The sequence below is a fragment of the Streptomyces sp. NBC_00285 genome, assembly GCF_036174265.1.
GTDB lineage: Bacteria > Actinomycetota > Actinomycetes > Streptomycetales > Streptomycetaceae > Streptomyces.
Genome location: NZ_CP108055.1, coordinates 6,971,553 through 6,994,086, shown reverse-complemented (window position 1 = coordinate 6,994,086; position 22,534 = coordinate 6,971,553). Strand labels below are relative to the sequence as shown.

Here is a 22,534-nt window from a genome sequence, read left to right as displayed (position 1 = left end):
TACAGACAGCAACAGCCTGGCAACCGTGGGTTCGACCATGCAAGCAAAGGCCAGAGAATCACTCGATGTGATGACATGTTCCCGTGGCGGGCTTTACGCAGGCACTTTCTCCCCGCTATGGGGGCGATCACACATCGAGTTCGCCACCGCTCGCGTCGGAGGCCCCGCCGCCCTCGCCGTCGTCGTACGTCGGCGGCTCGGTGGCCAGACCCAGAGCCTTGCGTGCGGTGACCGTGGTGGCCCCGTCGACGTACTCGTAGCCCTTGTCGTAATGGGTGTAGAAGCGGTCCGCGTCGTCGGCCGCGGCCGCGGCGGACGCCAGTCCCCACTGGTCGCGCGCGGCCTCCATGTCTTTCACCAGGGCCGCGACGGTCTTGGTTGCCCCGGCCGGCCAGGAGTGCGCGCGCAACGCCTTGACCTGCGTGTCGAGGCTGTTGCGGACATCCATCGACCAGTCCCGGTAGCCCGGCAGATCGTCCTCCGGGTAGTCCTCGGGCTCCTCCCACAGCACGGCGTCCACGGCGTTGAGGGACTTCAGGAAGGCCACCTGGTCCGTGTCGAGCGTGGTCGCGTCGGCGCGCAGTGAGCCGGTCAGGGTGCCGGCCCCGTCGGTGTTGCCGAAGATGCAGGTGACCGTGCGGTCGCCGAGGCGCCAGCTCTGCCGGGTGGGGCCGAAGTAGTACACGTCGACGTTCTTGGGGAGCGCCCAGGTGTCCATGGCGTAGGCGTCCTGGAGCGGGTAGCACTTCTCGTCGGCGACGTCGGAGACCCCGCTGTCCCCCGGGAAGGCGGAGCCGGTCATCAGGAACTCGCCGAACACCTCGCCCTCGTGCTCGCCCGCGCACGGCACCTGGTCGACGTCGTAGGTGAGGCCTTCGAGGGACTCCCCCGGCGCGTCGAAGCACTGGCCCTTCACCACCGAGAAGGCCGTGCCCTCGGTCGCGCTCTTCTTGAACTCCTCCCACATCGTGGAAGGGCCGCCGGTGGCGAGCACGGTCACCCACAGGGCGAGCCCCAGCGACGACAGGATCGACCCGACGATCGCCAGCGCCTTGCCGGACTGCCCGTTCTTCTTGATCTGCACCAGCGCGATCACGCCCATCACCAGCCCCACGGCCGGGAAGCAGCACAGGACGCCGAGGACGAGGGAGGCGACGGCGAGACCGTTGACCGACTTCGGGCGGGTGGAGGGGCTGTAGCCCTGTCCCCAGCCCTGGTACGGCGGGCCGTAGGGCTGCCCGTACGGCTGCTGTCCGTACGGCTGTCCGTACGGCTGCTGCCCCGGCCGTGGCGGGCCGTACGGGTCCGGGGGCGGCCCCTGGGCGGGACCTGGCTGGTGGGGCCCAGGGGGCGGGGGTATGGACACGGCTACCGTGCTCCTGGTTCAGCAGTGGCGGGGAACTGACGTACGACAGGCGCATGCTATGCGTGGGGCGGGCGGTGCGGAATGCCGGTCACAGGCGCGACGACCTGGGCGGTTGAACGGGCTCAAGGCGCGGAGGCGGGGCGGCCTTCGGAGGCACGGTCCTCTTGGCGACCGAGGTGTGGTCCCCACTGACCTTCCTGACCTTCCCAGGCGACGGGGCGACGGGGCGACGGGTGCGGCACGGGCCCGATCCGGTGGCGACCGCGGGGCTCCCGGCGGATGGATCGGCCGTCGGCGGGTCGTCGAAGACGGTGGCCCGGGTGCTCGTCTCCCGGGCGGCGGTCTCGGGCCGTACGCCGCTGTCCCCTGTCCCCCATCGACGACGCCGGGTACGGGACGTCCGCCCGGTCGGCCGACGGTCTCGACGTGACGGTGGCCCCGCGCACCGGGACGGTCCTGACGACCGTGAGGGGAGGCGCGGGATTCGTCCCGACCCCGGCCCCGTGACCGCCGGTGCGACCCGCCGGTCGGCAGGAAGAGCTGCCCGGCCCGGCCGGCTCATTCGACCGCGGTGACCCTCTCGTCCGTCAGCCCCAGACGCGCCTGCTCCTCCTCGACGATCCGCCGGGCGAGCTCGGTGTCCGACACGTCGACCGCGTCCGGGGTGGCCTCGGCCACGGCGCTGCGGCGGGCGTAGGCGTCGAACAGACGGGTCTTGGCCTCCAGCATCCTCACCATGCGTTCATCGACGCCCCCGGTGGCGAGGAGCCGGTACACCCGAACCGGCCTGACCTGGCCCATCCGATGGGCCCGGGCCACCGCCTGGTGTTCGACGGTCGGCTTGATCTGCGGTTCGCAGATGACGACGACGGAGGCGGCCTGCATGTTGAGACCGACGCCCGCTGCCTGGATCTGCGCCAGGAGCACCGCGGGGCCCGCGACACCGGCGAAGTCGTCGACGATCTGCTGCCGCCGCCCGGCCGGAACGCCCCCGGTGAGCGGACCGAACACGGCGGTGCCCTCGGCGAGTTCCGAGGCCAGCGCTTCCCCCACCACGCCCAGTACGTCCTTGAAGTACGAGAAGACCACCGTCTTCTGCCCGTTCGCGCCGGCCTCCTGAACGATCTCCCGGAGGCGGTCCAGCTTGGCCGACTTCTCGGGGCGCATGTAGGCGGCCCTGCGCATCGCCATGAAGTTGCCCGCGCGCACGGCGTCCCGGTACGCCTCCTCGTCCGACGCGCTCAGCTCCTCCCACTCGTCGGTCTGCTGGAGGCTCGGGAGTTCCGTCAGGACGTCCTCCTGGTTGCGCCGCAGATAGACCGGCGCGACGGCTTTGCGGAAGGCGACCGATCCTGCCAACGCGTCCCGTTCACCGAGGGAGTCCGCGACGTCGCCGTCGAGCATCCGGACCAGGTTGCGGAACTCCACGACCCGGTTCTCCATCGGGGTTCCGGTCATGAACAGGGCACGCCCGCAGTGTTCCGTCCACTCGGCGACCGCCTGGGACCGTTTGGCCTGCGGGTTCTTCACGGAGTGCGCTTCGTCGACCACGAGCAGTCCGACCTCTCCGCCACCCGGCGCGGGAAAACCCCGCAGCGCGTCGAACGTGGTCACCCCGACCCCGCCCCGCCCCTTCCAGTCGGCGAACGCGTAGTGCCGGTCGGGGCCGTGGAGCACCATGACGCGCAGGGCGCTGCGGGCCTCGATCTCCCGGGTCCAGTTCACGAGGACGCTCGCCGGGCAGACGACCATGAAGTGGCTCTGTCCCTCTGCGGCCAGGTGTGCCAGCACCGCGATCGCCTGGATCGTCTTGCCGAGTCCCATCTCGTCGCCGAGCAGTACCTTGCGCTGCGCGAGCGCGAACCGCGCGCCGAACGCCTGGTAGCCGCGCAGGGAGACCTGCCGGTGCGTGTCGTCGAGGTGCTGGGTCCGTACCCGCTCGGCGATCTCGTCCGGCAGGAAGCCCTCGGCGGCGGCCGCATCCGGCTGCCGCCCGGAGATCTCGGCGAGAAGGCTGTAGTACTCGGCGGAGCGAAGTTCGAAGTCCACCCAGGCCGCGACGTCGGACGCGGGTGTCCGGAGCAGGTCCACCGAAGTCTGGGCGAGCAGCCCGGGCAGGTCCGTCTGCTCCGCCTCGTCCACCAGCGCTCGGACCTCGGTGACCGCCGCCGACACCCGGGCCTTCTTCTCCTGGCCTGCCAGAAGCATCCGGATCCGTCCGGCGGCGGGCCTGGCGTCGGCGAGTGACGGACCGAGCCGTTCCGACAGGGCGGCGGCCTTGTCGACCGCACGCCGAGCGTCCGGGCCGGCCTCGACCAGTACGTGCAGGGCCGTGACGAGGACGGTGGTGCTCGGTTCCGGCCGGTCCACGTCGATATGGACGGCCACGGTCTCGTGCGCGGCCTCGGAGAGCCGGTGGGCGGCGGCGAGCATCTGGTCGGCGGTGCGCTGCCCGACCCCGGGAATCTGCCGCAGCCGGTAGGGCCCCGCCTCCAGCACACTCCCCACTGTGCGCAGCCCGCTCTTCTCGACGCTCCCCAGCCGCAGGCGCCCTTCGGTGACGTCCTGCAGTCGGGCGACGGGGATGGCGTCCAACTCCCGCTTCACCGCAGCGTCGTTGATCGGCTTCAGTGCCGCTCGCGCCGCCTCGACCGCCCTGGCGTGGTCATCGACCACCGCCTGAGCCGCCTCGTACAGTCGCGCTCCCCGCGCCACCGTGTCCCGCTCGCCACGCCCCACGCTCCCCGCCCCTTCCTCACCCTCCCCGCATCCTCCCACCGCCCGGGTGGTGCCCGGATCGGGTGACGGAGGACCGGATTCTGGCCGCGCCGACCGGGCACGGGAAGAGCAGAGCCTGGGGCCCGACTCCGGGAACCGGACGCCCGTGGCCGCGTCCTTCTCCGTCGCGCTGGACCCCCAGGTCATCTCCGACGTCAGGATCGTCGGCAACCTGGTCAATACCAAGGGGTTTGATTCGGGCTGCGTACCGCAGAGGCTCTTCAGCGGTCGCTGCTCCGACCGAACGACGAACACAGCAAGGCCCGGCACGGAAGACCGCTCCGCTTCCAGGACTACGGCGGTGGCACCGGCTTCAAGCCCTTCCGCAGCCTCAGCCGCTGATACCGGGGCCGCCACCCATCGCCACAGACCTGCCTCAGGACCGGGCCGAACAGGCCGTCAGCGCCGGGTCCGTGGCCGTTCCGCCTTCCGGATCGCCCGACACCTGGAGAGAAGACCTGACGGCAAGCCTGGCAAACCGAACCGTTTGGTCACCTATCGTGTCCCTATGCCTCGCTCCGCCGTCTCGCGCAAGACTTCGAACTCCCCTACCGCCGACACCCGACAGCGGATCCTCGCCGCGGCCAAGGACGAGTTCGCCCGCTACGGCATCGCCGGCGCCCGAGTGGACCGCCTCGCCAAGCAGGCACGGACCAGCAAGGAACGGGTCTACGCCTACTTCAGCAGCAAAGAGGCCCTCTACCGCCACATCGCCGAGCACGAAACGGCCGCGCTCATCGAGGCCACCCGCATGGACCCGGCGGACCTGCCCGGCTACGCCGGCATCCTCTTCGACCACTTCACGGCCCACCCGGACCACTATCGGCTCATCACCTGGGGCCGCCTCGAACTCTCCGACGGCGAAGCCGCCAGCGACACGGTCGACCCCATGCTGGCCACCATCACCGGCAAGGTCGAACAGCTCCGCGAGGCGCAGCGCGCCGGTCTGATCGATCCCGCCTGGGATCCGGTTGACGTGCTGGCCCTGATCAACCAGATCGCCACCACCTGGTCAGGTCAGCCGGAGATCGGCGCCGCCGCGGCCCAGCTGGCCGCGGACACCTCCGTCGACGCCCGCCGCGCGGCCCTGGTCACCGCCGTCGAGCACCTGTTCCCCCGCCCACACTGAACCCGGCGAGGGGGGGGCGGTGACGGGGCGCACCGGGACGCCGAACCGCAGCCCCAGCACGACAGGCCAAGGGCCCGACTCCGAAGAGTCGGGCCTTCTCCAACCTGCATGTTTGCCAGATCAGCAACGTGGTGTGTGCCAGCCGCTACACGTTGAACCGGAACGTTTAGTACAGAGCTCCCACTTGCAGAAACGTTCTTTCTAGTGATCGTATCCAGCACCCATCCAGCACCGTCGGGACTCATCCAGCACATCCAGCACCACAGGCAACACGGCCTTGCGCCGACAGGCTCCAGAGCACCGGCCGCATGGCGCTCTGCAGGATCTCCCGGCATCGGCTCTAGGCCCGGGGCAACAGGTGTCCGTAGATGTCGACGGTGACCTTGATCGACCGATGCCCAAGCCAGCGTGAGACCTCATGGATCGGGATGCCCTTGGCAAGCGCCGTCGAGGCGAAGAAGTCCCGCAGGTTGCGTGGCGTATACTCCGCCCGCCCCTGGCTGCCCACCAGTCCTGCGGCCACGCATACTTTCCTGAAGTGGTAGTCGTACGTCGATGCGGTGGGCATAACGCCCTTGCCACGGTCGCGGGGTGAGAAGAGCACGGACAGGTGCCGGTACTTGCCGGACGGACTGGTGAAGGCAACGGGCGCGGGAGCCCACTGCGAGAGGTGCGCGTCAATCTCCCTGTCGAGAAACGGCGCGACCGGAACATCGCGGTACTCGCCCTCAACCCGGGCCTTGAGCCCACCCCGCCATGGCCGCACCCACGTGCTCCCCGTCATCACGGACCGCCGCGTCCTCGGCGCCTGCCAGTCGGGCTGCCTAGTGGACACGCGCAAGGACAATCCGCAGCGGCAGATACACCCTCGTCGTTCCTGGGTTGGCGGTTCCTGCCAGACGGGCTCGGGGCCCGACCCGAGGCGATAGGTTTGGGTGCTTGTTCGACGCCGTGACACGGTCGCCGGTGACGCTGACGCTGACGAAGAGTGAAGGGAACGTGGGCCGAGTGCACCAGGCAGCCGACGAGGAAGCCCTCGCGGAGTTGGCCGCCGCTTCCGCGAACTTCGGCTTCCTGCTACCGCTTGAGCCTCTCCTGCTGCTATACGGCGCGGGTGCCGAGGCCGACGCGCACGCCCGCCCTGAACGGTCCCTCGCCCAGGCCCGGCAGTTCGCGGAGGTGCTGAGCGCGGAGTCCGCCCGGCTGCTCGGCCCGGAGTCCGTCGGCGACGCGGCCGACGGCCCGGTGTATCGCGCACTGACCGAACTGCGCCGCTCCAGTGACCCCGCGCCCGACAGCGAGGCAGGACCGGACGACGGGTCCCGTGCCCGGCGTCTCGTACTGCACTGCTTCGACCTGGGCGTCTGGTACTTCCGGCTGCGGACCGGAGTGCGTGACGAGCTCTCCTTCGTCCCGCTGGTCGAATGGGACGACACCCCGGCGGGCTCACCGCACCGGCAGGTCACCGCAGGAAAGCCGGTGACCGACCTGGCCACCTGGGTCGCCCTGCTCGACGAGTACGTCCCCGTGCTGCGGCGGACCTTCGACCGGCGGACGCCCGCCGAGACGGCCACCCGCGCGTCCCTGAAGGCACGGGCGGCCCTCCTGGAGGCGGAGTGGTGCGTCGCGGACCTGCTGACCGAGGCAGGATGGACCGTACGGGACGATACGGACGCGCCGCACGAGCTACCGGTACGAGGGGTCGCGGTACGGGACACGGCGCAACCGGACGGGGCGGCGGGACCGGACTACGTGCTCCACGTCGACGGCCGCCCTGTGGGCACCGTCGAGGTGCGGCCCCGCGGCGGGGATCTGCGGGCGGCAATGGCCCGGACCCGTGGGACCGGTACCTCGTCGAGGGCGTCCGCGGAGCAGCGGATGCCCTACACGTACGCCGCGGACGGCGTCCGGGTGCTGTTCCGGAACGGGGACGACCCCGAGCCGCGCCCCCGGGAGGTCTTCACCTTCCACCAGCCGGACACCGTGACCCGCTGGCTGCGCGAGGCCGTGGCCGACCCCCAGGCGCCTACGTTCCAGGGCCGCGTGCGCCACCGTCTTCCAAACCTCGGCGATGACGGCTACCCGCAGGACTCCCTCCGGCCGGTGCAGTACGAAGCGGTGCTGGCATTCGAGAGCTCGCTGCGCCGTGGCGAGCGCCGGGCTATGGTCCAGATTGCCGTGGGGGGCGGCCGGACAGTCACGGCTGTAACCGCGATCCACCGCCTGCTACAGCACGCCCGGGCCCGCCGAATCCTCTTCCTGGTCGACCGGGTGGAGCTCGAAATGCAGGTGCTGGCGACCTTCGCGGCGTACTCCGGCCCCGGCGACGACGGCAGGAAGTTCACCGAGTCGTACCGGGTAGAGCGGCTGGGCCCGGATGCCGTGTCGTCCCACGGGGTCGTCGTGAGCACCGTGCAGCGGCTCTTCAGGGCCCTGTCCGGGGGCGACCCGACGTCCGGAGTCCGCTATCGGCCCGATCTGGCCCCCGAGTCCTTCGACCTCGTCATCGCCGACGACTGCCACCGGTCCGTCTCCCCTCGGTGGCGTGCGCTGTTCGACTACTTCGACGCCCCGGTTCTCGGCCTGACGGCCACCCCGACGGACCGGGCGCTGGAGCTCTTCCAGGGCAATCTGGTCAGTTCCTACACTTTCGAAGACGCCGTTGCCGACAACCGGGCCGTGGGTGTCACCGTCTACCGCGTCGGCAACCTCCCCACGCGACCGGAGTGGACGGCCGAAACACTGGAGGAGGGGTTCGGCCCCGACACGGAGGAGACCTCCGTGCGCCGTCGCTCCGTGGTGAGCGGCAATGCGCTCCACGCCACGCTGACGGCGTTCAAGGAGGGGTTGCCGTCGATGTTCCCCGAACGGGCAGGGCTCGGTTCCGGGGACATGTCGCTGCCGAAGACCGTCGTCTACGCGGACGACGAACGTCACGCGGCCGAGGTGGTCGCCGCGGTGCGCGCGGTGTTCGGGCAGGGGCCCGGCTTCTGCCGGAAGGTCACGCTCAAGGGCGGATCACCGTACCGGTGGCTCGCGGAGTTCCGTAACACCGTCGAGCTGCGGGTCGTCGTCGTGGTGGGCCTGGTGCTCGCCGGGACGGACACCGCGCCCGTCGAATGTGTGCTGTTCCTGCGGGACGTCAAGTCCGCGAACCGCTATTTCCAGATGATCGCGGTTGGGACGCGCTCCATCGCATCGGCGGAACTGCGGGCGGTCACCCCCGGCGCATCGGCCAAGACCCAATGCGTGGTCGTGGATCCGTTCGACGTCAGCCGGCACCATGCCGGTCGTCGGTCCTCCACGGCGCGGAAGCGGGAGCATGGGAAGGACGCATACGAGGCCCCGACAACGGTCGACGACGACGCCGAGGTCATGGAGCGTTGGCGGTCTTTCCTCCGGGCAGGCAACGGCCCGGCGCGGGAGCTGATCGTCGGCACCAGGCTCCTGACCGAGGGGGACGTCCGACGGCTTCGCTCATGGGCCGAGTCTCTGGCGGGGCCGCCGCACGACCTGACGGCGGAGCGGCTCTGGAGCGCCTACGAACGCGCCGGCGTCACCGTGTCGGATCCGCGCCGGCCGCAGACGCCGAAGGGTCCCGTAGATCTCCTCGTCCTCGTCAGGTACGAAGCGGACCTGGAGCCACGCCCGCGTCCCTACCGCGACCAGGTCTTCGACCGGCTCGACGCGTGGATCGATCACCAAGAGCGCCTGGGACGGTCCTTCGACCCCGACCATGTCTGGTGGATGGAGCACATCGCGGACGGCACGGCGGCCGACGGACACTTCTCCGCTGCGTCCCTGGATGCCGTTCCCTTCACCCTCCGGGGCGGCACGTCGGGCTTCCTACGCGCCTTCGGCGGGCAGGGCGCGGTCCGCCTGCTGGACGAGCTGCGGAGCGTACTCGCGTGAGCGCGGGGCTGCCGCTCGGCTGGACCGACGTGTCACTGGGCGAGCTGCTGCGCGAGCCGTTGGCGGCGGGCCGGTCCGGTTCGCCCGTCCCGGGAGGGCTGCCCGACCTCCGCCTGCCCGCGCTACGGTCGGCGACGGTCGACCTCGCGGAGTCTCGGGAGGGACCGTGGGCCACGGCGACAGAAGCGGCGCAACGTATGATCCGGCCGGGCGACATCCTGATAAGCCGCAACGGCGGACCCGGGACGCGGATCGGGCGGGCGGCCCTGGTCCGGGAGATCACCGACCCCATGACGTACCCCGCCACCATGGTACGGGTGCGGGTCGACGAGCAGCTGATCGACCCCGAGTACCTGGTGCTGTCGTGGGAGTCCCGTGCCGTACGCCGCCAGATAGAGTCGTCAGTCCGCCAAGGATCCGGCCTGCACCACATCGCGGTACGGGACCTGGAACGCGTACGGCTGTCGCTGCCCCCGCGGGCCGACCAGGAGCGAATCAAAAGCTCCCTCGCCTTCTGGCTCACCCGGGTGGACGAGGAGGAGGCCGCCGTCCGCGACACACTGCAGCAGATCAAGAACCTCCGCGCCCTCGTAATCGACCACGGCGTCGTCGGCCGCACCGCGCCCGGCCCACAACCGGACCCGGAGCCCTCCACCACCACCGCCCACCGCGCGCCTCTGCCCGCCGTCCCCAAGGGATGGCGATGGGTTCCCCTCGGCGAGTTGGCCGAGGTAGTGCGCGGGCCCACGGCGGACAGTCGGCGCCCCGACGAACGGCACGGGGTCGAGGTGGGTTCCCTGCGCCCGGCCGAGTTGCTGGGCGAGCGGTGGGCACACGAGCGGATGCCGACAGTGCGCCTCGACGCCGACACGGCAGAGGCGCACCGGCTGAGCCCCGGGGATGTCCTGTTCGTGCTGAGCGGACAGCCCGACAGCCTCGGCCTCTGCCGGGTGTGGGAACAGGACGCCTCGCACCGCACGTACGTGCCGAACCACCACTTGGCACGGGTCCGCATGGCCGGGGACGCCCTGCACCCCCGGCTGCTCGCCCTGTACGCGAACGGGGCCGGCCGCCGATGGCTGCGGGGCGCCGCAAGGGGCACGGCCGGCCTGGCCTCCCTGGGGCTCGACCATCTGCGGCGGACCCCCGTCCCCGTGCCTCCGCTCGCCGAACAGGGGGCTCTCCTTGCCTCTTTGGAGGCGTGGGACGGCGGACTCATCTCCGTCACGACCTCGGCCGAGGAAGCCCTAGCAATAGCGGACCGGCTGCGCGACGGCTGCCGAGAGCAGGCCCTCGCGGGCAGGCTGCCCCACGGCGCCGCGCCGAGCAGCGAGAACGACGTAAGACCCGAGGGAGCAGTGACCGTGCCGCCGCCGACGCCCGCCCGACGGCCTGACGACCGACCTTCCGAGGTCGAGCGCCGGGCCGAGCAGCTGTGGTCCTCCTTCCCACGGCTGAGCGACGACGGCCTCACAGCCCTGGAGTACGTCGAGCAGGTGGCATATCTGCTCTTTCTCAAAGTGGCGCAGGAGTTGCGGCACCGACCTCTCAACCGCGTCGATGTCCTGGGACGCGACGCTTGGGACGAACTCGCGCTGCGCGAGGGCACAGAACTGACCCGGCACTACGGCACGCTTCTGGCGGAGCTGGGCGAGCGCGGCGGCGTGATCGGCCGGATTTTCCACAAGGCCCACAACCCCCTGCGCCGCCCGGTGCACCTCCAGAACCTGATCCAGCAGGTCAGGGAGGGGCTCTCCTGGTGGGACGAGCGGCCGCAGTGGCGCGCTCCGGTCTTCGACGCGTTCCTCGCCCGGTCCGGTCAGCGCCACCGCAGCGGCGCGGGCCAGTACTTTACTCACCGGGGTCTAGTCGACGCCATCGTCTCGTGCACGCGTCCGACCGTCGAGGACACGATCGTGGACCCGGCGGCGGGCACCGGCGGATTCCTGGTGCGGTCCTTCGAGCACATCGCCCGGTGCCTTCCGCCGGGTGTCTCCCCAGCCCAGCGGGAGCGGCTGTCCCACGGCGGGATCCGGGGGACGGAACTGGTGGACGCGACGGCGCGCCTCGCCACCATGAACCTGTTGTTGCACGGCGTTGAGCGCCTCGACGGCGACCGAGCGGCCATCGAGGTACGGGACTCCCTCGCCGTGAGCCCCAGCCGCCGGGCCACCCTCGTCCTCGCCGATCCGCCCCTGGGGCAGCGGCGCTCGACGGTCCCGTCCTCGGGCGCGCCCGGCCTCCACGGCACGGAGGGGGACCTCGCCATCGCCCGGCCGGACTTCTGGGCTGCCACCGGCCACCAGCAGCTCGACTTCCTGCAGCACGTCTACACTCTGCTGGAGATCGGCGGCCGGGCCGCCGTCGTCGTACCCGACGGCGTCCTCTTCCAAGGGGGTGCCGGGGAACGGGTACGGAGGCAGTTGCTGAAGCAGTGCGACGTGCATACCCTCCTCCGCCTCCCTTTCGGGCTCTCCGGAGCCTCCTCGGGGGTCAAGCTCAACGTCTTGTTCTTCGAGAAGGCCGCGGCTCGCCCCGACGGATCGCCGGCCACCCGCCGCCTTTGGGTCTACGACCTGCGGACCGGACACGCGACCGCCGCCGACGCCCCGGATTCCACGGGCTCCGGTCTCGACGCGTTCGTGGCCGCGTACCGGCCCGGGCACCCGCCCGACACCCGCGCCGCGTCGCCAGTGTTCAAGCCCTACTCCGTGGACGCGCTCCTCGCCGGGCAGGCCATCAGTCTCGACCTCGGCGCCGACCTACGCGAGGAGGAGCCGAGGGACGCCCCCGAGCCGCACCTGATTGCCCAGCAGATCTCCGGGCGGCTAGAGGACGCGTGGCGACGGTTCTCCAGGCTCGCGGAGGAGCTCACGCCTCCGCGGGACGCCCGTACGTTCCGGTCCGGTTGAGGGGAATCCGATGCAGTTGTTGCAGCTGAGGCTGCCCGACTACCGCGGCCTGCGGGATTTCACCCTCGACCTGGAAGACGCCGTCGACAAGGGACAGGCCATCGCGGTACTGATCGGCGCCAACGGAGGCGGGAAGTCGCGGGTCCTGCACGCGCTCGCGGAACTCTTCGGGGCCCTCTACCGCTGCGCCCTCGGCCATTCGGGCCGTTCAGACTTCGGATACGAGGTGCGCTACCGGCTCCGCGACACAACCGTCGACATCGTGCAGCCGTCCGCCGACGCTGAACCGGTCATGTGGGTGACGAACGCCGCCGGATCGCGCGACGAGACACCGCATCACGACTGGCTCCGGCACCTTCCGGACCACGTCTTCGGGTACCAGGTACACGGCAAGGTCCCCTGGGGCTCCGAGTTCGAACGGCACGTGCACTTCGCCGAAGCGGAGCTGGTCGCGTGGCGCGAGCAGTGGACGGAGTCCTGGTTCGCCTGGCAGGACCGGCCGGAGAACGAGGACGGGGTGTGGTCGGAACAGCTGGAGCTGCCGATCTCGTGCCCTCTGTACACCCCGGGATTCCTGTGCACGCCCGACTGGCTCCCCTTGGTCCTGCTCTCCCTGGCCACCCAGTGGGCGGATGTCTTCGGCGACTATCTCAGGGAACAGGCCCGCGTGGACGGGGTGGTGTCCGCCGCGCTGCACATACGCGCTCCCGCGTCGGTGGGAGAGGAGCTGTCGGCCCTGCCGTACTGGGGCCTGGGCGGGCCGCCGCGCGTCCTGTTCGCCGAGGCGGCGGCCTCCGGCCGCTTCGGGCCGGTGCCGGACTCGGACCCGCTGTACAGCGCGGGCACCCCCGACGACGGGTTCGCCCTCACCATGAGCAGCCCCGAGGATGTGCTCGCCATCCGAAACCTCTTCGACAGCGACCTGTCGATGTTCGGGCTCCTGTCCACCCTCCAGATGGTCGGCTACCTGACCGTCGACGTACGCGTCCGCAAGGCGGACGGCGTCGTCGTCCGGGCGGATCAACTGAGCTCCGGAGAACAGCAGATCCTCACCGTGCTCGGTCTGCTGCGGCTGCAGCGAGGCCAGGAGTCGCTCTTCCTGCTCGACGAACCCAACGCGCACTTCCACCCCGAATGGAGCCAGCGCTGGTACTCGTCCGTCCAGGAGATGCTGGGCGACGGACAGCGCTCGCAGTTCATCGCCGCCACCCACGAGCCCCTCCTCGTCTCGAATATGCTGCGGCGGCAGATCCGGGTGCTCGACACGGATGCCGACGGACGGACGACGGCGCTCGTCCCGAACACCGCCCCTCGCGGTCAGGGGGCCGGTGGGCTGCTCACCTCCGACCTGTTCCGCCTCCGAAGCCAACTCGACGAGCACACCCAGGACCTGATCGACACCCAGTACCGCCTCATATCGGTGGCCGAGGACGACCCTGAGGCCCGCCGGGAACTCCAGGAGGTGACCGACCAGCTCGACGGACTGGGCTTCGCCACGGGGCGCCGAGATAAGGTGCTTTCCTCCTTCCTGGCGGAACTGCACCGGCGGCGCACGGAACTCATCGAGCGGGCCCGGAACGGCGGCACCGTGACAGGCGAGGAGCTCGAAGCAACTGCACGGGTGCTCTTTCACGAGCGCTTCTCCCGGGGGGTCTGATCCCGGTGCGCCACGTAGACAACAGCGGACTCACCGCGCCGCAGAGGTGGGCGGACCGGGCCGCCAAGGAACTCGAGAAGCTCCAAGAGGACGCGGAGGACGCGGACAAGAAGTTCTCCTTCCGCGAGATGTGGCGGGAGGACGCGATCCGCGACCGGCTGATCGCCCTCATCGGGAAGAAATGCTGGTACTGCGAGACCAGGTTCGTCCGCTCGCCCTACCACGTCGACCACTACCGGCCGAAGTCCGTTGTCGTCGGTGAGGCGGAGCGCCGCGGGTACTGGTGGCTCGCCTACGACCCCGCCAACTACCGTCTCGCCTGCCACCACTGCAACAGCGGCGGTGCCCGCTACGGCAATGAGAGCGCCGGCCCGGGCAAGGGCGCACGCTTCCCCCTGCTCGGGCAACGCGCGTCGGAGGGCGAGAGCCTGGACGGCGAACTGCCGGTGCTGCTTGATCCCGTGGTGGCCAAGGACGTCGAACTCGTGGGGTTCGACAGGCAGGGCAACGCCCGGCGGAGGCCCGAGCGGCCGTACTCCGACGACGAGGTAGCCCGGGACCTCTGTCGGGTGGACGAGACCATTCGCATGCTCGCGCTCAACTCCGACCTGCTCATCGAGTGCAGATCCAGCGTGATCGACAGGGTGGTCGGACTCGTCCAGCTATACCTCACCAGCGGAGGCAACGCCGGTGTGACGCTGTACGCTCGCACCGAGATCGACGGCCTGACACGGACGACCGCCGAGTGGAGCGCGGCGGCGGCAGCAGCCGAACGCCTGGCCCTCCTCGCACACGACCGCCCGGGAGACGACACGCTCCCTGATGGAGAGGCGGGGGGCGAGGTAGCGACAGGCGCGAACCACGGAACCGAGCCCCCGGCGGCCCCGGCGACGGGCAACCACGTCGACCTGCGGACCCTGGTGGCCGCCTTGCCTCCCGAGGCGTTCTCCGCAGGCGGGATCGCGCTGACGGGCCAGGGGAAGCGGGGCCCGGCCAGGGCGACGCTGCTGGAGGACGGCAGGATCATCTACCTCCAGCGTCCCTTGAACACGCCCATGTCCGCGGCACGGATGGCGACTGGCGACGACCATGTGGACGGATGGACCTTCTGGTCGTTGACGGTGGACGGCACGACCCGGACGCTCTCCGACCTGCGCGACTCCCTGATCGCCCAGGACGGCTGACTGGCGGTCGCTCCCAGGGGCGAGCCGCGTCTCATCACCTCCGACCTGAGCGGATGGCGTCTCAGACCCACACCTTGCACTCATCGGTGAAGTAGGGCCATGGCTGCCATCCGGCTACCCCCTTTCGGAGCAGCTGGTCCATGCCATGCGCCCAGGCTTGCAGATCGGTCAGCTCCAGCATGAGCTGTTCGATCCCTGCTCTGGCCATCGTGACCCGTCGACCGTGCCCCTGAATAATAACGACAGGCTGGGCATGCTCCATATCCGCTCCGCGCGGTAGGACCCACTCCGCGTCCAACCCCTGCTTGCGAAGCTCTTCGATGAAGTTGTCAGACGACAGCGTCACGGTGAAGACAAGAACATCGGCAATGAGGCCGGCGCACTGTGCGGGCTGCAGCGGATAGATACCCCACGGTGGGGCCATGGTGTTGCGAGCGGCGCTGTCTCCGCTGCTGAAGGGAATCGTCTGCCCGGTCAGCCGCATTCGGCGTAGCAGCGCCGCGTATGCGGCGTGGAACTGTCGGGTCGCCTCCTGTCCGCCCCATCTGTTGCCAGCTACCGCGATATCGAGGGCCAGGACACCGCGCTGACCCGGCGCCCGCATCGTCTTCAGCCCGCTCTGATGGGCTCGGGCCAAGGCATCGCTCAGCACGGACAGATGAGTGGCATAGGGCACGCCGGTCTCGACGAGAACGGCCTTGTCCTGGCCTGGGAGCGGCCCACCCATGTGCAGTGCCTCGGCCGCCAGCCGGGTCCGGGTCAGCTGGGCGCTCTCCCGCCGCCTCGGATTCGTCTTCAGCTCGTACAGCAGGATGTCCTGCTCACCGTTGTCCCCTTCTTGAAACACGCTGACGTCGCCGATACGCAGACAGCCGGTCAGGTCATGCAGGAGGGCGAAGCGCCTGTGCTCGCTCCACTGCTGCTCCGCGAACTGGATCTCATGGACCGTGCCCTCCTTGCTGAGAGTCATGGGTCCCGGCGATTCGTTGCGGCGCAGCGTGAGAATGTAGCGGCGGTCGTACCGGAAGACCCGCCACGCCAAGGCATCACCGATAGAGCGCAGTTGGCGTCCTACCCGCTCCAGGACGTCCGACTCCAATCTCCAGGCGTCCAAGTCGTGAGGATCGCCAACGACGAGATCGGGAGCGTCGGCAGGCAGCGACTGCTTCTTCCTGAGGCGCTTGATCACTCGCGAGCGCTCCGCACGCGCAAGGTTCGCGGCAAGCGTGGCGTGCAGAAGTTCCCGCTGGAACGTCGCGAAGTCCTCTGCACTACGGCACTCGCGCAGATCCTTGATGAAGCGGATCAGCCGCTCACCGTTCTCCCGGTGAAACGGGTGCTTGATCAGGGTGTCCAACCGGTCAGACGACATATCGGTGAGCATCGGTGCCATGGGAGTAATTCTCCCTGGGAGCCGACCCCGATCTCTACTGAATTCGCCGACATGCACCGCGACGTCAGACAGGAAGCACGGCACCGACGAACTGCTGCGCCAAGTCGTCAGCAGAACGACCGTCATCTGACTCGGCATTAGAGATGGACCAGGACGCCCCGCCACCGCCAAGCCGTCCTCCGCGGCGGCGACGAAACCGAGGCCGCCGTGGAGAACGTCAGGAAATGATCAGCAACGGGCCGACCTAACCCGACATCTCAAGCCACTTGCACTTTGGAATCTCATTTCACCAGGTCAGCGATGTGTTGGAGTTCATACGCTGAAGCGGAATATTCAATGCACCGCTCCCACCTACGGAAACGTTCCTTCGAGTGATCGTATCCAGCACCCATCCAGCACCGTCGGGACTCATCCAGCACATCCCTCACGTCAAGCCGCGGAGACAGACTCCTCCGAGCCCTCGACCGCAGGGCGCATAGCGTTCTGCATGATGTCTCGACAACGGTCCCACGCCTCTGGGACAAGGTGACCGTAGATATCCACGGTGGTCTTGATCGACTTGTGGCCGAGCCAGCGCGAGACCTCGCGGATCGGCACGCCGTTCGCCAACGCGGTCGAGGCGAAGAAGTGCCGCAGACTGCCAGGCGTGTACTTGGCCTTGCCGTCCACGTCGACCTGGCCAGCCGACACGCACGCCTTCGTGAAGTGGTAGCCGTAGGTGGAGGCGGTGGGCATCCGACCCTTGCCACGCTGGCGCGGGACGAAGAAGACCTCCAGCCGACGTCGCTTGCCCCGCTGACCGGTGAAGATCACAGGCACCGGCTCCCACCGCGACAGGTGGGCATCGATCTCCTGCTCGACGAACAGAGCGACCGGGATGTCCCGGTACTCACCCTCCGCCCGGTGCTTGAGCGGCACGAAGACCGAGCGGCAGTCATCGCGGTGCGCTTTGGCGCTGACCTGCCAGCGGACCCTGACGAAGCCAGATCGTCGGCACTCGGTGGCGAAGGCCAGGGCCTCGCTGGGGCGCTGGCCAGTACCCGACTGTAGGTAGACCGCGAGCCGGTACTGCGGGGCGATGTGCTCCGCGATCAGATCGACCTCGTTCAGCGTGGGAATCTCGTCTTCGTCCACCGCGCACGGGGCCGCCCGGGATATCCGGACGCCGCGCGCGGGATTGTCCGGGATGCGTTTGTCAACGACGGCCGCCTCCAGCATGGCGGCCACCATCACCATCCGGTCATTGACCGTGGAGACCGCCAACCCCGCACCGGAGGCATGCACGTCCCTGGCGAACTCCTCGAAGTCGCGCCGCGCCAGCCCGGCCAGCATCTTCCGCCCCAGGCGCGGCACGAGATGGTTACGGATGAACCCTTCGTAGTTGCGGCGCGTCGACTCACCGATGACCCGCCGCTCCAGCCACTCCTCGGCCCAGACCCGCAGCGGCACAAGCCCACGCGCAGGATCGAAGCGAATGCCCGCCTTCTTGTCGTTCTCGACCTTGTCGGCGAAAGCGTCCGCACCATCCGAGCCCACCCGACGGGGAAACGACCTCTCCAGCTGCCGCCCGCGTCTACCACCCGGTTCCCGGTACCGCACCGTCCACCCATGCCGACACCGCGGGCGGTCACAGGGGAAGTTCCGGTCCCGGACGTCCCTCTTGCACCTCTGGAAAACGCTCGCCACCCACGCCCCGATCCGTCGCCTGGCCCGTGCTCAAAACCGTGCACCGCCGCCTCGGGGCCGAGCAACATATTCGTCACTAATCCGCCCTTTCTGGGGAATGTGGACCCGGCTTCACCCGCAGCCCTGCGGGCCATCGAGTCGGCAAGGCCCTCCTCACGCACCTCAGCAACGAAGGCCATACCGCGCTATGGTTGATGTATGGCTACCAAGAAGGTGACTATCACTCTCGACGAAACCCTGGTCGAAGCCCTGGCCGGAGCCGCCGAGGAAGAAGGCATCCCACTCTCCCGACTCGTCGCCGGAGCAGCAGAACGCGAGCTGCGCCTGCGCGCCGGCCGGGCCGTCATCCAGGAGTGGCAGGCCGAACACGGCGCCTTCACCCCGGAAGAGCTCGCCGCCGCCCGCGCGGACCTGGCCGCCGCCGACGCCGAGTACCTCAGCAGCCCGGGAGCCTCGGCCGCGTGAACATCCCCTACCTGTACGACGCCGGGGTACTCATCGCCATTGACAACGACGACCGACGCATGTGGGCCCGCCACAGCCTGGCCCTTGAAGACGGCCGGGACATCCACGTCCCGTCCGTCGTCGTCAGCCAGGCATGGCGAGACTCTCGCCGCCAGGTCAGACTCGGCAAGTTCCTCGCCGGGTGCCACGTCGTACCCGTCGGCCTCGAAACCGCCAAAACCGCAGGCATTCTCTGCGGCAAGGCAGGCACCTCCGACATCGTCGACGCCACCGTCGTGACCATGGCAGCCAGCCTCGGCGCCATCATCTGGACGTCGGACCCGAACGACATCCGCACCCTCATCGACACCCAGGACATCAAACCCGCCCCTGTCATCCGCACCGTCTAACGATGGTGTCCCGCCGAGTGGTATAGCAGCGATCTCTGCGTAGCCCCTGGTCATGGGGCAGCCATCGCACAACTCTCCGAGTAGCGAGGCTCATTGAAACGAGAGGTGACGCGATGGGCTCGTCCCAGCATGACTTACTCCGCCTGATGGAGTCACCGCGTACGGCGAACGGAATCGAGTTGATCGGGGTCCTGGCCCAGCGGATCCCGCAGGAACTCATCGAGTCCGAGGCCACGGCCCGGATCGGATCGGTGCCGAGCCCGGCGAGCACACCGAGACACGCACGACGATGCGCAACGGGCACAGGGAGAATCTGCTGACAACGCAGGCCGGAGACCTGGACCTCGACAAGCTCACACCGCCCGAAGCAGCTGAAGAGTCAGCAACATGTCAGCACGGGAACGCGGAAGGGGGTCGGACTCAGCAGAGTCCGACCCCCTTCCGACCTGCAATATGATCAGTAGTGGTAGCGGGCGGCGAGGATGACGATCTCTTTGTCTGTAACCACGTAGACGAGCCGGTGCTCGTCGTCGATCCGCCGCGACCACGCCCCGGGCAAGTGGTACTTCAGCGGCTCGGGCTTGCCGATCCCTGTGAAGGGGTCACGCTTGACGTCCTCGATGAGCCTGTTGATCCGAGCGAGCATCTTGCGGTCGTTCTTGAGCCAGGACGTGTAGTCCTCCCAACCCTGATCCTCAAAGACAAGCCTCACATAGCACCCACAGCAGGATCCATGGCATCCGGGTCGATCAACTCGCGCTCCGACACGTTGATGTTGCTAAGAGCGTTCTCGTACGCCTTGAGCAGCCGCCGTGCGTTCACCGGGGAGCGGAGCAGATACGAGCCCTCGCGCAGCGCCGCATAGTCCTCGGCCGAGACCAGCACGGCATTGCCGTGCTTGGAGACGATCTCGATGGCCTCGTGATCGTCGTTGACCTTCTTGATCAGCGGGAAAAGAGCCTTGCGGGCTTCGCTCGCGGTTATGGACATGAGCTGACTCCCTCCTTCAAGTGGTACCGAATAACGTACCATTTTCAGCCTACCCTCCCAGGGCCATACAGGTGACGCTCCGTCAGGAAATCCAGCACACTCTGCCACCGTTCGTTGTTCCTGCGTTGTACCGATCAACCTTGACGGAACCCGGCGAATGAGTCCACACTCCTGGTACACCGCAGGAACAACGAACGGGAGAGGGCTGTGAGGTACTACACCGCCAGTAAGAGTCGCAATCAGGGGCGGGAGTCGTGGTCCGTCATCTTCCGGCACCCCGCTCGCCTTGACCTCACGACCGGGAAGACCGGCCGCCGCGTGCGCCGAGGGCTTGGCACCAACGACGAGACGGAAGCCACGTTGCTCGTCGAGCAGTTGAACACCATTCTCAGCACTCCAGAGTTGTGGGAGGTGACAGCTCGCCCGAACGCGTTGGGCCGCTTCGACGGCCGCGTCGTCGACATCTTCTATGACGGCCTTGAGTCGTCCCAGGTCGACTTCGTCCAGTTGAGGCAGGATGCGTTGCCACTGCCGAGCGATGATGACGGTTATCGAACGGTTCTACTGCTCGGCACCACGGGTGCCGGAAAGACCACTGTCGTCCGTCAGATCCTTGGTACCGACCCGACGACCGAGCGTTTCCCATCGACATCAACAGCTAAAACCACTGTCGCCGACACCGAGCTGATCACGACTGAAGACAGTTCGTACCGGGCTGTCGTCACCTTCGTTCCCCGAGACGAGGTCATCGACTATCTGACGGAGAACGTGTCCGAGGCGGCTCTGGCTGTCCTTCGCAAGCGGTCCGAAGACGAGATCCGCCGCCGACTGCTCGACCACGTCAACCAGCGCTTCCGCTTCAGCTACGTCCTCGGTCGGGGAGTGGTCAAGGACGATGACCTCGATCTGGCCGATGACGACGAGGAAGAATTCGCTGACATCGACCCCGCTGATTACGGCTCCGTCGACTTGACGGCCACGAACACTGTCGTCGCCGCAGCAGTCGAGGCGGTGAAGTCGGTCGTCGAACGGCACTCGAGCGCCACCGCCGAAGCGTTCAAGGAGATCGAGGACGATGAGCGCGTCGTGGAGGAGCTCATCGAGGAGAGCCTCGACAGCGACCTGCGGCAGTCCGGCGAGTTCCACGCGATCGTGGACTCTTTGATCGACGAGATCGAGAAGCGATTCTCGACGCTGGAAGTCGGCGAGCTGCGGCGCAATCGTCAGGGCTGGCCGATCACGTGGTCGTGGGAGTCTGACGACCGTGCAGCGTTCCTCAAGATGGTGACCCGCTTCTCCAGCAATTTCGCCCCGCTGTTCGGACGCCTGCTCACGCCCCTGGTCAACGGCCTCCGTGTCAGCGGTCCCTTCCAGCCAGGCTGGGCATCGGAGCCGGTCCATCTGGTGCTCGTGGACGGCGAGGGGTTGGGACACACGCCGAAGTCCGTCGCAGCACTCTCGACCCATGTCGCGACGCAGCTGCAGAATGTCGACGCCATCGTGTTGGTGGACAACGCCGCTCAGCCGATGCAGGCGGCGCCGGTCGCGGCGCTCAAGGGGATCGCGGTTTCCGGCAACGCCGGGAAGCTGCACGTCGTCTTCACGCACTTCGACCAGGTCAAGGGTCCCAACGTGCCCACCTTCGGTGACCGCGAGCAGCACGTCCTCGCGTCCGTCGAGAACGTCCTGAAGTCGATCGGCGACGAGCTTGGACCTGCCGCCGAGCGGGTCCTGCATCGACGTATTGATCAAGCTCGGTTCTTCGTCGGCGGGATTCAGGGCCAGCTTGATGCAAAGAAGCAGGCCGGCTCACGCACGATCGATCAGCTCGACGCGTTCCTGACGTTGCTCGCTCACCCCGAGCGCGCCACGGAGACCGGCCCGAGCCGCCCGGTGTTCAATCGCATGAACCTCTCCTTGGCAGTCATGGAAGCCGCCAAGACCTTCCACACCCGCTGGCGCGGAACCCTCGGTCTCGACAACAACCCCGATGCGTCGAAGGCGCACTGGACCCGGATCAAGGCGCTCACCCGGCGCCTGGCTACCGAGGGATGGGCTGACGAGTACGACGACCTCAAACCGGTCGCCGAACTTCGCTACTACCTGCAGACACAGATCCTTCTGATGCTGCAACGCCCCGAACGCTGGTCCGGTGACGAGCCCGGTGAGAACGAGAAGCAGGCGATCCTGGACGCGTTGTTGAACTCGGTCACCAACCGCCTCGTCGAACTGACCCAGCGCCGACTTCGGGACGAGGTGCGGCGCGGCTGGCAGAACGCATACCTACAGAAAGGCCCCGGATCGACGTTTGTACGGGCCCGGATCATCGCCAGCGAGGTCTACGAACGCGGCGCCCCGATCCCGACCGTGACCGCCTCGCCCGACCAGAACCGGTTCCTGCGCGACGTGGCCGAGGCCGTCGACGAGGTCGTCCGAGAATTCGGCGGCGATCTCGAATGACCGCTCTGCCAGAACTTCGGTTCCTGCTCGCCGTTGAGTGGATCCCCGCTGGACGAAGGGGCCGAGCTCACGAGAGGGCTCGGCCCCGAGACCGCACGCCAAAAGAAGTCGACTCCAGTCACGGCAAGGAACACGCGGAGACCAACGGAGAACAGAAGAGGCAACGGGCAACCCCGCCGAACCCCGATTCTTGAGGAGCACCTCGTGCCAAAC

At 68.4% G+C, this 22,534-nt stretch carries 15 protein-coding genes and 1 pseudogene; 9 read left to right on the top strand and 7 right to left on the bottom strand.

Translation table 11 applies throughout. The annotated features are described in order from the left end of the window. Positions 1–127: 127 nt before the first annotated feature. The gene (locus OHT57_RS32475) at positions 128–1,366 is read right to left on the bottom strand and encodes a DUF4190 domain-containing protein (protein WP_328750269.1); all 1,239 of its coding nucleotides are present in this window, start codon (positions 1,364–1,366) and stop codon (positions 128–130) included. Positions 1,367–1,924: 558 nt separating this feature from the next. Beyond that, on the bottom strand, positions 1,925–4,105 hold the full coding sequence (locus OHT57_RS32470; protein WP_328750268.1) for a DEAD/DEAH box helicase: 2,181 nt from the start codon (positions 4,103–4,105) through the stop codon (positions 1,925–1,927). 547 nt (positions 4,106–4,652) lie between these two features. Between OHT57_RS32470 and OHT57_RS32465 the strand changes: the two genes are divergently transcribed. Next, complete coding sequence (locus OHT57_RS32465; protein ID WP_328750267.1) at positions 4,653–5,273, top strand: TetR family transcriptional regulator; 621 nt, start codon at positions 4,653–4,655, stop codon at positions 5,271–5,273. Between the two features lie 340 nt (positions 5,274–5,613). Here OHT57_RS32465 and OHT57_RS32460 read toward each other — a convergent pair whose 3' ends face one another. Further along, positions 5,614–6,060: a tyrosine-type recombinase/integrase gene (locus tag OHT57_RS32460; RefSeq protein WP_443053509.1), complete on the bottom strand. Its 447-nt coding sequence runs from the start codon at positions 6,058–6,060 to the stop codon at positions 5,614–5,616. Between the two features lie 221 nt (positions 6,061–6,281). On the opposite strand from OHT57_RS32460, the gene OHT57_RS32455 reads away from it, so the two are divergent. From OHT57_RS32455 to OHT57_RS32440, 4 genes are read left to right on the top strand one after another with little or no spacing between them, the layout of a single operon-like run. Continuing rightward, positions 6,282–9,185, top strand: a complete 2,904-nt coding sequence (locus tag OHT57_RS32455) for a DEAD/DEAH box helicase family protein (RefSeq protein ID WP_328750266.1) — start codon at positions 6,282–6,284, stop codon at positions 9,183–9,185. Next, a complete protein-coding gene (locus tag OHT57_RS32450) occupies positions 9,182–12,097 on the top strand; it encodes an N-6 DNA methylase (protein WP_328750265.1) in 2,916 nt (971 codons plus the stop codon). The genes OHT57_RS32455 and OHT57_RS32450 overlap by 4 nt, the downstream gene beginning before the upstream one ends. A gap of 10 nt (positions 12,098–12,107) precedes the next feature. After that, a complete protein-coding gene (locus tag OHT57_RS32445; protein ID WP_328750264.1) occupies positions 12,108–13,754 on the top strand; it encodes an AAA family ATPase in 1,647 nt (548 codons plus the stop codon). Positions 13,755–13,759: 5 nt separating this feature from the next. Further along, on the top strand, positions 13,760–14,938 hold the full coding sequence (locus OHT57_RS32440; protein ID WP_328750263.1) for an HNH endonuclease: 1,179 nt from the start codon (positions 13,760–13,762) through the stop codon (positions 14,936–14,938). Between the two features lie 61 nt (positions 14,939–14,999). Here OHT57_RS32440 and OHT57_RS32435 read toward each other — a convergent pair whose 3' ends face one another. Both OHT57_RS32435 and OHT57_RS32430 read right to left on the bottom strand, forming a co-directional pair. Next, complete coding sequence (locus OHT57_RS32435; protein ID WP_328750262.1) at positions 15,000–16,331, bottom strand: hypothetical protein; 1,332 nt, start codon at positions 16,329–16,331, stop codon at positions 15,000–15,002. 429 nt (positions 16,332–16,760) lie between these two features. Next, the gene (locus OHT57_RS32430) at positions 16,761–17,867 is read right to left on the bottom strand and encodes a tyrosine-type recombinase/integrase (RefSeq protein WP_328750261.1); all 1,107 of its coding nucleotides are present in this window, start codon (positions 17,865–17,867) and stop codon (positions 16,761–16,763) included. A 348-nt stretch (positions 17,868–18,215) separates the two neighbouring features. Between OHT57_RS32430 and OHT57_RS32425 the strand changes: the two genes are divergently transcribed. The 3 genes and pseudogenes from OHT57_RS32425 to OHT57_RS47515 form a co-directional block, all read left to right on the top strand. Next, entirely contained in the window at positions 18,216–18,482 is a 267-nt protein-coding gene (locus OHT57_RS32425; RefSeq protein ID WP_328750260.1) for a hypothetical protein, read from the top strand. Further along, positions 18,479–18,871, top strand: coding sequence for a PIN domain-containing protein (locus tag OHT57_RS32420; protein WP_328750259.1), 393 nt, complete (start codon positions 18,479–18,481; stop codon positions 18,869–18,871). Before OHT57_RS32425 ends, OHT57_RS32420 begins: the two co-directional genes overlap by 4 nt. A 113-nt stretch (positions 18,872–18,984) precedes the next feature. After that, positions 18,985–19,217, top strand: a pseudogene (locus OHT57_RS47515) (transposase); the annotation flags it as partial. Between the two features lie 111 nt (positions 19,218–19,328). Here OHT57_RS47515 and OHT57_RS32415 read toward each other — a convergent pair. Together OHT57_RS32415 and OHT57_RS32410 are read right to left on the bottom strand one after the other, a co-directional pair. Then, positions 19,329–19,583: a Txe/YoeB family addiction module toxin gene (locus OHT57_RS32415; RefSeq protein ID WP_328750258.1), complete on the bottom strand. Its 255-nt coding sequence runs from the start codon at positions 19,581–19,583 to the stop codon at positions 19,329–19,331. Then, on the bottom strand, positions 19,580–19,861 hold the full coding sequence (locus tag OHT57_RS32410) for a type II toxin-antitoxin system Phd/YefM family antitoxin (protein WP_328750257.1): 282 nt from the start codon (positions 19,859–19,861) through the stop codon (positions 19,580–19,582). Before OHT57_RS32410 ends, OHT57_RS32415 begins: the two co-directional genes overlap by 4 nt. Before the next feature lie 207 nt (positions 19,862–20,068). On the opposite strand from OHT57_RS32410, the gene OHT57_RS32405 reads away from it, so the two are divergent. Further along, positions 20,069–22,321, top strand: coding sequence for a hypothetical protein (locus tag OHT57_RS32405; RefSeq protein WP_328750256.1), 2,253 nt, complete (start codon positions 20,069–20,071; stop codon positions 22,319–22,321). Positions 22,322–22,534 lie beyond the last annotated feature (213 nt).